Raw genomic sequence first — 13,103 nt, forward strand, 5'->3', positions numbered from 1 at the left:
CTGGAAGAGGATGGATGTGAAGGAGGAAATATTTAGGCTGTATTTCCAGCAAACAGCAGGTTGAGGGATGAAGGAGGAAGGCGGTTTTCGCGATCGCAATTTCTCTAATTTTTTAAATGCTATCAAGGGAATTAGAGCGATCGCACTTAATTTAGTGGCAGTTTTCCACAGGAAAAGGGGGGTTTTCCACAGAAATCGGCAAGTTTTCCACAATAACTTTGATAATTATCGAGCAAAAGACTATTGGTACAAGTTCTTAGTTTTTTGGATTTCTGCCGCCCTTTTCTGTCGTAAGTCCCAAGGTAGCAAAATTTCGACTTCTGAACCCAAAGCTCGCAACCACCTCAGCGGGTAGTAGTCTGTCTCTCGGTAAGTGACTTGGTAGTAAGCATCGTCGGTTGGGCGAGACTGGAGGATTTGTAAAAGAGCCGATCGGTGTTCTGGGTGGGGAGTATATTGTTTGATTAATGTGGCGGCGCGATCGGGATCTATGGCGGTACAGGTAGAGTGAATGCTGATTCCCTGCATATAACTTTGATGAAAAGTGCGATCGAACCGCAATACCATCAGCGCAGTTTCTTTATAAAAATCGCAGCCCCAAGCTTCTTTTAACATATCGTTAACTGTTTTAGGAGTTGGCAGGTTATTTTCCTGATATTTTTCCTTGAGTAATTGCGGAACACGAGAATCTTGCCAGTCTAAGGATTCTAGACGTTGTGAAATAATGCGATCGAGCCGATATTTGTACCAATTAATTTCACCTCTGGGGGTGCTGCCGTAGGCACACAAATATTTAGCTCGATCCATAAAGTAAATACAAACAGGATAAACAACGCACTCTTTAATCTGATTTTGATGAGCGCTGCGATAAGTTAATAGCAAAGGAGCGATATTTTGAGAATCCCACATTTCCTGCAATTCGCTCTGAAATTGATCGACAGCATCTTGCATGGGACTAGATTCGGGTACGAGATAATCAACGTACAAAAAGACGCGGTGATTATCTTCATCAACTACCTCTTCTGAAAATTGGTCGGCTAATAAAGGCAAACTTGGGTCGAGAAAACTAAACATCCCCAAAGTAGCTGCGAGATAAGCCTGTGTTTGGGGAGTCAAATTGCTGTCTGTATTGGGGTTTCCTGTTTGACTGGGAATTGGCGGTATTGTGTCAACTCGGCGGTAGTTTTTACTTCTACCCGTCACCCTGGTTAACCGTTGCAGCAAAAGCCGAGTTACCAATAAATCGAATTCATTTTGCAGCGATTTTCGCACCTGAGCGAATAACTTTTCTGCCAAGATCTTGTCTAAATCAGCATCGGCAATAGCTATTTGTTTTTGCAAAGAATGCCGCCACTGGTTTACAGATACATTCCCTTTTGTCAACCACTGTTGCGTTGTTTTTTTGCAAGCACAATTCGGGTCTGAATAGTTAAGAATGTCTTCCTGCTTTTCAATCGATTACGTGTTTCAACAGTGCGAATTGTTGCTGGATGCTGAAAGGGGCGATCGCAATTAATCCGCTTCCCCAATCAAGGTAAAAGCCGCCCAATCGCTCGGTTGAGGGTGCCGTCGCATCGTCACTAACATTGCCTGCCGCAGCGCTGCCGCTTTATCGGAATTCTGCTGCAATTGACGGTAAAATTCTGTCATCAAATCCGCTGTCGGTGCGTCGGGCACAAACCACAGCGATACTACAATACTGGAAACTCCCGCAGCAATAAACGATCGCGACAATCCCCGCACTCCATCTCCCGAAATCGTTCCCCTACCGGTATTGCAAGCGCTCAGTACCACCAACTCCGCGTTCAGCTTCAGGTTGAGAATCTCCCCAGAAGTCAGCAAACCGTCACCTGCACCCCCCCCTGAATCGGCGGTAGTTGAAGTCATAGCCCCCCCTTGATGTAGGGGCAATCCCCCTGTGGTTGCCCCGGCTGGGGGGGTGCGATCGGGTGCAAGCGCGATCGCCCCCGGTACTCCCAAATCCATATCTTGCAATTCGTTGAGCAATCCGTGAGTCGCTAGATGAATGATTCTCGCTTGCGGCATCTTCTGCACGATCGCCCTTTCTGTAGCATCCTTGCCGACAATAGCTTGCGTTTGGAGTATTCTCGCAATTGCGATCGCTTCCTGTTCGGCCCCGGGCAAAGGACTCAAAGGTGTCGGCGCCTCATCCGGGATCGATCGAATGCTGGGCATTGTCGGATTTCCGACTACCAATAACTGCGAACTCGGGTGCGATCGCAGCCGCTGCCGGTGCTGGCGAGTTAAATCCAATACTTGAATTGAAGGTGCAATTGAGAGAGTATGTTTTTCTATTATATAATTTCCCGCTGCATCTTGTAAAGCTGCAAATGGAATTAAAAACAGCACGCCTTGGGGGATGAAAATTACCCGGTCGCCCTCATTTTTTTGCAAAATATTGGCGAGCGGTTCTATCAATAATTTGTAAGTTTGATGCAGGCGGCGGTTGAGTCTTCGAGTTGAAACCGCTGCCGAATTATTTGCACTTTCTGCGGCGCGGGCATCCGGTGCAGAACCGCGAGTTCTGCCCGTAGCAGCAGCTACTAGCGTATTCCTCGCCACATCAGCCAGGGAAATATCTAAATTGCTGGTATCAATTTGGCGGAAAGCAATATCGCCGCTTGGGGCTATCGCCCAGACATAAAGTTTTTCATCAACAATTGAATATTCAATTAATGTCGCTTTTTGCTCCGCAGCTATCCGTCTGATTTGCGCTAAATTTGGCGGTTTTGGCACAGCTAATTGTTTGGAATTCTCAGTTTCCAGGCGAGAAGCCAACAGCTCGGCAAATGCTCGCGCCCTGGCTCTTTCCGCAATTTCTAAAGCGACTTCTATTTGGTTTTGAGCAATCAAAGCCTGCTGCAAAAAACCGTAAGTTTCAGCTTGTTTTTCAAACAGCGATACTTTATTTTCGTCAGTCAATCCCGGCCGCAGGGATTCCCAAACTTCCACTGCGGTCATTAATTTCTTGGTTGCCTCCTCAAAGCGGTCGCTTTTTAACAAAGTTGCGCCGATATTGCTGAGAGTATAGCCGGCACCTGGGCTGTTATTTACTTCCCGAAAAATGGTTAAAGCTTGTTGGTAGAATTGCAGCGCTGTTAGATCGGACTTTTGCTGGCGGTGAACAGTTCCCATGCGATCGAGGGTGACAGCTTCTCCGGGGCGATCGCCGATTTCCCGCCGAATTGCCAAAGCTTGTTCTAAAGATGCCAAAGCTTTTTGATATTCAGCGAGATTGCTGTAAGCAAAACCGATATTAGTTAAAATTCGACCTACTCCCATGCGATCGCCCGCTGCTTCCAAAATCTCCAGCGCTTGTTTGTAGTAAGATAAAGCTTCGGTATATGCACCTTGATTGCTGTAATTCAAGCCAATATTATTGAGAGTAGTTCCTTTACCTCTACCGTCCTTTACTTTATCAAAAATTGCCAAAGCTTGCTGGTAAAATTCCAGAGATTTTTTATACTGACCGAGATTGTCGTAAACGGCCGCCATGTTATTGAGAGTTATCGCTTCACCCAGCGCATCTTGGACTGCGCGGCGGAGTGCCAAAGCTTGCTGGTAAAATTCCAAAGCTTTTTGATACTGACCGAGATTGCGGTAAACTGCTGCTATGTTTGTCAGGGTTGTGCCTTGCTCTTTCCGAGCTTTGTGCTGTTGAAAAATTGTCAGGGCTTGCTGATAGTAATTGAGCGCTTTTTGCGACTCGCCTAGATTGTTGTAAACCAAACCAATTTGGTTGAGCGTTGCTGCTTCTGCTTGCGGAGCGCTCATTTCCCTAAGAGTTGCCAAAACCTGCTCGAATGTTTTCAAAGCTGCGCGGAGTTGACCTTTATTTAATTGCTCGGTAGCTGCTTGATAAAGCTGTTCTGCTTTCGATTTGTTGGTTTCGCGAACTGTTGGGGTTTGTGCCAGAGAGATTTGAGGACAGAAAAATATCTGCCCAGATGGAGACGCCCACAGCAGCAGCGTTGCAGTCGCTAAAAACAGGCATCGGGTATAAAATGTTTGGCAGTCGATCGCCACAAGCAGCTTCTATTCTTAGGATTATAATAATGAGTGTAGGTTATTTCTGTAAATTCACTTATAAATTATGAGCAAATTTTACAATTCTCAAGGATGGCGCGATCGGGTGGCGGTGCTAGCGGGAATTTTTGGCCTCAGCAGTCTCTTGATTTTACCCGTCTTAGCGCAATCTAACCGCGAATCCCAGAGCACTTTTCAGCCCTCTTCCGTACTTGACTCCCCCCAGCGATCGGGCGGCAACATTGCAGATACTCTCAAGAGAGAAAGCGAATTCCAAACTCTTGCTTCTGTGTTGGCTGCTGCTGGTTTGACGGATCTGCTCAGACAAGAAGGTCGTCCTTTAACAATTTTCGCTCCTACCAATCAAGCTTTTCGTAAAAATGCCGCTGTTTACAATCAGCTACTCCAGCCGCAAAACAAGGAGAAATTAGCGAGAGTTTTGAAATATCATTTAATTGCTGGCCGTGTCACTCCTGAAGATGTGAATAAAGGGGAAATTAAAACAGTTGAAGGCGGCACAGTGAAAATTCGCGTGGCACCTGATGGAGTGATTATGAATGATAATGTTAAAGGAGTTCAACCGTCTATTGAGGCTAAAAACGGGGTAATTGTGCGGGTAGATAATTTACTTTTACCCCCGGATTTATGAAACGGACTTTGGCGCGATCCGGCATTTCGGTAGTCCGACAGTCCGGCAGGGGTTTAAACCCCTGCCTCATAGCTTAAGTCGGTTGAAACCGACTGTTAATTACGATCGCACTTCCGATAAATTTTAGTTTTCTTTTAGAGGACTTTAGCTGTGAGACCGGGGTTGAAAAACCCTGTCGGACTATCGGAACGATCGACCAACCCTCAGAACGATAGAAAAAACTGCGTTAACAATTGCCAATAATCAACTATCAACTGTCAACTATCAACTGTTTGCTGCTATTTCCAATTTCCCACTAAAACATAAGGCGCCCAGAAATATGGATGCTGGTATTTGCTATCTTTTAAAAGCTTGACTTGAGCTCTGCGCAGCGCTTCAGCTTTGTTAACCTGCCCTTGAGATTTAGCTAATTCGCTGTAGAATTCGCTCATAAACACAGCCGTGCTTTCATCGCTAACTTGCCACAGCGTCGCTAGGGTGCTGCGAGCGCCCGCGCGCACCGCAACTCCGGCCAATCCCAAAGCGGCCCTGCTGTCTCCGGCTACGGTTTCGCAAGCGCTTAAAACAAGCAGTTCGATCGGTCTTTTTCGATCTGTTACCCGCAGCAATCCATCTAAATCTTTAACATTTATCTGTCCGTTCCAGTCGAGAATAAATGTTCTTTCAGCGTTGGAACTAAACTGTCCGTGGGTGGCGATGTGAACTACAGGAAAAGGCACTCGATTGATAGTAGCTTGCAGGTTAGCTTTGGTAAAATTCTCATTTTCGCGCTTGTCATTATTCGGCAGTGTTTCGGCAATATCGTTCAATTCTCTTTCGACACCGGGCAGCGGATTGAGATTGTTTGCTTGAAAGCTGGGGGCATTAGCGGCGCCGGCAATTAAGGCTCTTAACTGCGCTTGCGAGAGAGGTTGCGGGTTTAGCAGTTGCAAACCGGGCGTGAGAGCGATCGCATATTTTTCTACTAAATATTGACTGCCGTCGTGGAGCACTGCCATCGGGATATTTCGCAATTCGCCGTCGAGGACAAAAACTAATATTTTGGCTTGGCTTTCTTGCAGTCCTGTTTCGATCGGGCGGATCAACCAATTATAGACTTTTTGAGTTAAAGGCAAAAAGTTATTGCGGCTGGCTGTGGATTGAAGAGAAGCGTTTTTTTCGCCAGCTCGCAATTCTATTAAAGTATTTTCTAGTTCTTGTTGAGTGACAGCCTGACTGTTATTATCCGGGTTAGTGGGAGTGTACAAAAGCAATTTGCCACCGGGCAAGCGAACTATTACTTCTAGCTGCTGTTCGAGGATAATTGGATAGATAATTGCTGCGGTGCGATCGACTTCATCAATTTGTTGGGTTTTGACATCAATGCAGGCATCTTGAAAGAAGTTGTTGAGTTCCGCTATTTGCAGGGATTCTATGACATCTCGAGCTTGTTTGAGAGATTTTTGGCTGTCATCAATTTTGCCTTTACCAATGAGAGATTTGGCGACTTGCAAGTTCAGCGCTACTAATTGGCGGTAAACTGGTTCTACGCTGTCGCGGAAGGAAAATTGCACTTCGGGATTGAGCGCTACCAAGTCGCTGCGCAGCGATCGCAAATTTTCAAACGCATTGGTATAAGCTGCAACTGCTGCTTCAATATACTTTTCGGCTTTGTCGGTATTTCCCAAGCTTTTCTCAATATCTGCTTGCGCTTTGCCGATGCGTCCCAACTGCCAGAAATATTGATAGGTAACGTCGGCTGCTTTGGAGGATGAAACTAAGCTTAAAGCTTGATTTGTCAACTTTTCTGCCAGTTTCCACAGTTTCGAGCTTTCGTACTGAGTACCCAAACTGCCAACTGCATAAGCTTCTGCTTTTTTATCCCCCAATGTTCTAGCTTGTTCTGCTGCTTTTGTCAAGATTTTATTAATCTCGCTAGCTGTTGGCAATTGTAAAGGCAATCTTGCTGCGGTTGCCCCTCTTTTGCTCAGTTTGAGATAATTTTGAGCTAAGTTAATTTGAGCGTAAATTCCACCTCTGCTGGCGGGCAAGTTATTGATTTCTGCTTGAATGGAGGGCCACAAATCCCCAGCTTTTGTTAATTCGCCGTCTCCTATCCACGGCTGGCTTTCTAACAGCAAACTGAGCTGATTTAGTTGGGCTTGAAGTTGGGCTGTTGGAGATGGAGATAGCTGTGCGGCTTCGCGGTAAAAGTTTAAAGCCTCTTGAGTTTTTAAGATAAGTATTGTGGTATCTTGGTCTTGGGGAGGCAGCAATATTTGCCTTTCGACAAATGCTCTGGCTGTATTCCCCAAACCGAGCATTGCTGTACTTTCCTCTAAGGGCGATCGCAAATTCCGCGCAACCGTTAAACTCGATTCTAAAATATTTTGAGATAGCTGCAACTTGCCGATAACTCGCAGAATTTCGCCGAGGCCGTACATTGCATCAAATTTCAGCAGCGAATCGGGTCGGTTTGCGAGAATTTCTAACTTTTTGCTTGCGGTTTCTGGCGGTAATTCGGTTAAACTTTTACAGTCTTGGATATCCAGAGCGAAAGCATTTAGTAAAGTTTTGCAAGCTCTGGGGTAAAGACCCAAATCTTGCAGGGCTTGGGATTGATTTATCCGATTTTGAATTGCAGCGTCTTTGTTCCCGATTTGAGTATAAATTTCGGCGGCTTTTTGCCAAGTTTCGATCGCAGTTTCTGAGTCGCCGCTGGCTCTTTGCAGCCGCCCTTGAATGTCGAGGCTTTGGGCAAAAATTCGCTGTTTTTCCGAGCTATTGGCTAATTTTTGCAGGAGATTGATGCTTTGGCCGATCGCAGTTCTTGCCTGCTGCCACTCTCCGAGTTGCTGGTAGGTGAGCGACAGATTGCTGAGTGCCATTGCTTGATTTAAACTGTCGCTTTTGGCGGCAAATGCAGCGGCGGCTTGCTGCCAGATATTCGCAGCGCCCTCGAACTGTCTCTGTCGGTATAAAATTTTAGCTTGCTGTACTAACTGCGGGGTATCTTGTTGAGCTTGAATAATTGGGATTTGAGCTGTTGCCGAGAGGATTGGCGGCACTGCTGTGGAGATGATAAATAATACAGCAAGCGCGATCGACCAGTGCCTGCCGTACAGTCTTTTGATGGCTGCAAATAGAGAGATACCCGCCAAAATATCGAGTATTTTTTGAATTTTTCCCATCTGTTTGCGTGCCATTTACGGTTCTCAGCTAAAGTTCATCTCGATCGAGCCCCATCGCCCTCAACCTTTCGGCTAAACCTTCTGCCCGAACAGCAGCGCTGTTCGGCTTGCTGCGCCGGCTCCTTCGGCAGTCGCGGCAATCCAATTACCATTAGCATCATACCAGCGCAGGCGATGCCACCTTCGGTCAACACAAAAGCCCGGAGATTATTAGTTGCTCCATCTTGACACTCCCCTGGCTAAAGCCGAGGGGATTCTTGTTTCGCAGAATCGACTTGCCGATGCAGAATTGCTTCAACATCGGTAGCGGTCAATTCTCCACAAGCGTTCGGATCTAAGATCCAAGTTCCGGTGTGCCCCACCGTACTTAATCCCCTCCTTGAGGATATTTCTAGCGGCGTTCCAATCTCTATCAAGGGTGCATCCGCACTGACAAGCGTGGGTTCGCGTTGATAGACTTTTCTTAACAACAGTCCTGCAGCTAGAACATTCTTGACTTGTTCCATTGGCTGGCACGGCAATCGTAATCCTTCCGAATACTTTGCCGAAATATTCCATCCATGTTCGGAACATATACCAAGATGCGTCGTTAATCGATTTGGCTAAACAGTGATTCTTCACCATATTTTTAATCCTCAAATCTTCGTAGGCTACACAGTCGTTTGACTGGATGACGCATCTTGCCAATTTCACGGCAAAATCTTTACGCTGTCTACTTATTTTGAGGTGGCGCTTTCCTAGAATCACTCTAGCTTTTCTTCTGTTGTGCGAACCCTTGACTCGTTTTGAAACTCGTCTTTGGGCTTTTTTTAATCTGTACTCTCCCTTGCCCAGAAATCGCGGATTTTCGACGGCAACGCCCTTTGAGTCTGTGTAGAACTCTTTGAGCCCCACGTCTAATCCAATGGCATTGCCTGTGACCTCAATCTTTTGAGAGCGGTCAACTTGAACGCAAAACTGGACGAAATATCCGTCTGCTCGCTTTACTAAGCGTACTCGCTTGATTTGACTACGGTGATAAAAATGTAAGTCGCGCGTCCCTTTTAGTTTGAGTTTCCCGATTCCTTTCTTGTCGGTAAAAGTGAGAGATTTCCGGTCGGTTGCCAGACGCCATCCGGTTGTCTTATATTCGACCGAGCGGTTGTCTTTCTGGAACTGCGGAAATCCCTTTTTTCCCGGAATTTTCTTTTTACAGTTATCGTAGAATCGGGAGATTGCCGACCACGCTCTTTCTGAGCTAGATTGCCGAGCCATGCTGTTCAAGTCATCGCAAAACGAAAATTCTTTAGCTAAAACAGCGCTGTACTTATTTAAGTCGTATTTATCGACTTTTTGGTTGTCCATCCAAAAGCGCAATGCTTTGTTGCGGATGAACTGCACTGTTCTAATTGCTTCATCTATAGCATCTAATTGCTGCTTTTTACCGTATGCTTTGAATTCAAAAACTAGCATGACTTCGACCTAATCACGATACTCTTATGCTAGCAACGCTAGCTTAACATCGCTAAACTTGTTCACAAAGCTTTACAAGTACGTGTCGTATCCCCTACATTAGGAGAAAGCCGTCGAGCGAAGGACGGGGTTTTAAACCCAATTTCTTGATAACAGATCGAACTCTATCAGCGTTAATTTGTGTTAATCCGCTGATATCTGCGGTTGAAAAATCACATTCTACTCCGGTAAATCAACGCAGATGCGGCCCACAAGCAGCCCGAGTTTGAACTCGATGATTTGTTCCCGTACCTGCAGGGTTATAGCCAACTAAAATTACTTCCCCCCGTTCGTTTTGAATCCACCCATTAGCAGCCACAATTATCGGCGCAGTTTCCCCATTCCCTCCCTCAATATTTGATAGCGGCTGCGTTTGCAGTGTATTTCCCGAATTTGCCGGTGCTGCGGGCTCGACTAAATTAACTCGCACGCTGTCGCTATTTAACGCTTCGCCGGGATTCGCAGGCAAGCCGCCGCGCCCGGTAATTGTGAATTCGCTTTCCCGCCCTCTTTCGCAGGGATTCTGCCCGATCAATGCCGCCGGATCGACAACGTTTTCCGGCAATTCGACTAACCCAGATGCGGGGTCAATATCAGGAGTTACGATTGTTACCGTGCCGCTGAGGGTGGGGGTCTGTTTGAGAAATTGCTACGATATCGCTGGTCGGCAAAAATCGCTGGCTGAACTCTGTATCGATAATTTGCTCGCCTGTCAATCGAGATTCTACTTGCTGTCTTGTCTGGGATTTTGACCCAAAAATTGCTTGAGAAGAAATCGATATTACTCCCCCTCCTCCATTTCGGGCGTTGGCTGTAATGTCGCTATTTCCTAATCCAACTAATGTACTGAGTCTGAGAGTAATATTCCCGCCGTTGGTATTGTCGGCATTAGTAGCGATCGCGCTATTTCTCAGCAGTTGCAATCCCGATGAATCTAATTGTATTTCCGCTCGTTTCCCGGCTTGCGTGTTGGCTTCAATGCTGCCTGTTTCTAAACGGATGTTGCCGGCTTTAATGTTGATGCTGCCTGCATTGTTCCGCAAATTGTCCGCTGTTTGCAGCGGTTGAAAAGTCTGGCTGCTTGCGGTTATTTGGGCGCCGTTTCTGACAGTAACAGATCGGGCTGCGATCTTGATATTGCCGCCAAAACCGCCTTGCGCCCGATCGGTAACAGTGGCAAAAATGCCCGATCGCTCGCTGGGATTGGCGCTGTTGCTGCCGGCAATCACCACGCGATCGCGCACGCTGATGTCAGTATTGCCCGCGATCGACCGATTAGCCGGATTTCCCCCAGAAGTCGCCGTTTCCAGGCGAGAACCGTTGCCGAGCGCCAGCGATCGCGCGTTTATGACAATTTCGCCGCTTTTTCCGAGCACTTCATCTCCCACTGCGGTGACAATAAAACCGTGATCGAGCGTCACCCCTTCGCGCACGTTAACAATCGCATTTCCCGCATTTCCCCGGGAGGCAGGCTTTTCGGCTTCTGCTTTGCTAGCGCGCGTTACCAGCGCCGCGCCGTTTGTCAGGGAGAGCGATCGCGCCACAATGCTGACATCGCCGCCGTTCCCCACAGCACCGCTGTCAACTTCCGCTTCGATCCGGCTGCCGCCAGTCAGGGAAACTGCATCTCCCGCGCGCAGGGTAATTTGACCGGCATTTCCCTGTCCCGACGTACCCGTCCGCAGCTTAGCGCCGTCAGCGAGGGAAATTGAGCCGCTGCTAGCAGTAATTCTAATTTTACCGCTCCTGCCGACAACGCCGTTGCCTATGTTGGCGACGATCGCAGTATCGCTCCCAGTCAGGGAAACGCGATCGCGCGCTTCCACAGCTATATTGCCCCCATTTCCTTGACCGGCGGGGTTTTGAGCGTCGGCTTTCCGAACGCCGCTCAGCAGCACCGCACCGTCTCTGACAAACAGAGAACCCGCCCTCACTTCGATCGGCCCGGCATCGCCGACACCTCCGCTTTTAACATCGGTTTCGACGCGGCTGTTCGCGATCGCCACCGCATCCGAAGCGTTGATGCTGATGCTTCCGGGCACAGCGCCCCCCAAATTGAAACCCGCGAGCACGCCCGCATTCAGAGAGCTCTGCGAAGCAATGTCTAAATTTCGAGCGGCGATCGCAATGCTGCCTCTGCCGCTAGCTGACACGTTCAGGCTGGCGCGGTTGTTCAGGGATACGTCAGCGCGGGCCACCCGATCGGGAAAAATCAAGCCGTTAGCGCTCAATTCCACAATTCCCGCCGCCGCCAACCCTCCCAATTCAATTCTGCCATCAGCAGCAGTCAAACTTCCTGCCGCTGAAACCGTCACTCCTGCCGTTCCCGGTGCGGTATTTTGCCCCCCCACTAAAGCCAAAATTCTGCCATTTTGTACCTCAAGTTGGCCGCCTGCATTCAGAATTCCTTTTTCCGTTCCCCGAAACTGCAAACCTACAGGAATATTCACAGTTAACAGCGGCGCAGTTTGCGGATTAGCTGCACTGAAATTCAATCCGCCTCTAAATACCAAATTGCTCGCAGTTGAGGCATAAAAAGCACCCCCGACATCCAAACGCGCCTTCGGCCCGAAGACAATACCGTTGGGATTGAGCAAAAATAAATTGGCATTTCCCAAAACGCCGATCGTTCCCAAAATATTAGAAGGATTGGCGCCAGTTACCCTAGTCAAAATATTTTCCACACCCGCCGGATTGGCAAAATAAACTGCCCTGCCTTCGCGGACGTTAAATTCTCGAAAACTGTGGAATAAATTAGCACCGCGCACCGCGCCCCCCTCTGCGCGATCGCCCGGAATTCCTTTAATCTCGACATTCGGCGCAACCAGAGAATTTTCTGCCCCTAAAGTCGTGTCGGGAACGAGCTGCGCTGTGGCTGGAGTCGAACAGCAAAGATTTGCTAGTTCGGCAAAGATTAATGCACTCAGAAATAAACTTGATTTCATGACGGCTAAAATAGTTGTTTGGCGATCGCCTCCAGTCCTTGACGCATCAACGCCGCAGCAGGTCGATATTTCTGTATAATATCAGCTCACCCTCGGGCCATCATCCAAACTAGAAAACCCAAGATTTGCTCGACCCGAGGTAGCGGATAATCGGTAAGATCGATGGACGCGCATTGCTATCCTAGCTTGAGAAACCGCCAAACCGTACCGCTAGTAACCGTTCCGTAAATCGTCGATATCGGCTGTTGCTTTTGTCGGTTAAACCGTTGAGCCGCCACCATTTCTGCAAGGCATTGTCCTAGAGCGGGTTTCAGGTCTTCTTTCTTGGCTGACACCAATATAACCGCAGGAGCTTTGATAAATAATTGCTCCGGGGAACGACTCAATAAAAAGTCAATATAACCTGGGAGCTCTGCCTCCGGTTCTCCATTGAATTCCTCGCCGGAAAAAATGCTAATCTGTCCTTGAAGTTGGCGTTTTACTTCCAATAACACCGGATTGATAATGCCTTCCGCTCGAGCTTTTTCGCTACTCACTGCTATTGCCCAGGGCATCGTTTCTCTGAGAGTATCCTGCCGTAAAGAACTGGGAGTAACTGGGGAAATTTCCGGTAAAAATCGAGTTCCTTCAACGATCGTGAGATCGAAAGCTTCTACAGCTTTGCTGAGAGTGAACTTACTATAAGGCATCGGCTTTCAATTCCTGCGTACCTAGAGCTTCTTGAAATATGGGGCGATCGGCAATGTTTCGAGCGAGTTGGATTTGGGGGTGTGAGTGCGATCGCGCCTGAGTTGATGAAAA

Annotated in this window: 7 protein-coding genes and 1 pseudogene; 1 reads left to right on the forward strand and 7 read right to left on the reverse strand. The window is 47.8% G+C overall.

Going from position 1 to position 13,103, the window contains the following annotated elements; genetic code table 11:
• Positions 1-240: 240 nt before the first annotated feature.
• Both D0A34_07020 and D0A34_07025 read right to left on the reverse strand, forming a co-directional pair.
• Positions 241-1,455, reverse strand: coding sequence for a TIGR03985 family CRISPR-associated protein (locus tag D0A34_07020; protein UNU18659.1), 1,215 nt, complete (start codon positions 1,453-1,455; stop codon positions 241-243).
• 57 nt (positions 1,456-1,512) lie between these two features.
• On the reverse strand, positions 1,513-4,047 hold the full coding sequence (locus D0A34_07025) for a CHAT domain-containing protein (protein UNU18660.1): 2,535 nt from the start codon (positions 4,045-4,047) through the stop codon (positions 1,513-1,515).
• A 67-nt stretch (positions 4,048-4,114) separates the two neighbouring features.
• Here D0A34_07025 and D0A34_07030 point away from each other — a divergent pair, with 67 nt between their 5' ends.
• A complete protein-coding gene (locus D0A34_07030) occupies positions 4,115-4,696 on the forward strand; it encodes a fasciclin domain-containing protein (protein UNU18661.1) in 582 nt (193 codons plus the stop codon).
• 278 nt (positions 4,697-4,974) lie between these two features.
• Here D0A34_07030 and D0A34_07035 read toward each other — a convergent pair whose 3' ends face one another.
• The 5 genes and pseudogenes from D0A34_07035 to D0A34_07055 all read right to left on the reverse strand — a co-directional run bounded on the left by D0A34_07035 (position 4,975) and on the right by D0A34_07055 (position 12,991).
• The gene (locus D0A34_07035; GenBank protein ID UNU18662.1) at positions 4,975-7,881 is read right to left on the reverse strand and encodes a CHAT domain-containing protein; all 2,907 of its coding nucleotides are present in this window, start codon (positions 7,879-7,881) and stop codon (positions 4,975-4,977) included.
• A 279-nt stretch (positions 7,882-8,160) separates the two neighbouring features.
• Positions 8,161-9,318: a transposase gene (locus tag D0A34_07040; protein UNU18663.1), complete on the reverse strand. Its 1,158-nt coding sequence runs from the start codon at positions 9,316-9,318 to the stop codon at positions 8,161-8,163.
• A gap of 232 nt (positions 9,319-9,550) precedes the next feature.
• Positions 9,551-9,922 carry a hypothetical protein gene (locus D0A34_07045; GenBank protein ID UNU18664.1) on the reverse strand — a complete coding sequence of 124 codons (372 nt, stop codon included), beginning with the start codon at positions 9,920-9,922 and terminating at the stop codon, positions 9,551-9,553.
• A 28-nt stretch (positions 9,923-9,950) separates the two neighbouring features.
• Complete coding sequence (locus tag D0A34_07050) at positions 9,951-12,302, reverse strand: filamentous hemagglutinin N-terminal domain-containing protein (protein ID UNU18665.1); 2,352 nt, start codon at positions 12,300-12,302, stop codon at positions 9,951-9,953.
• Between the two features lie 86 nt (positions 12,303-12,388).
• Positions 12,389-12,991 (reverse strand): annotated as a pseudogene (locus tag D0A34_07055) (hypothetical protein).
• Positions 12,992-13,103: the final 112 nt, after the last annotated feature.

It is taken from the genome of Microcoleus vaginatus PCC 9802, from assembly GCA_022701275.1.
GTDB classification, from domain to species: domain Bacteria; phylum Cyanobacteriota; class Cyanobacteriia; order Cyanobacteriales; family Microcoleaceae; genus Microcoleus; species Microcoleus vaginatus_A.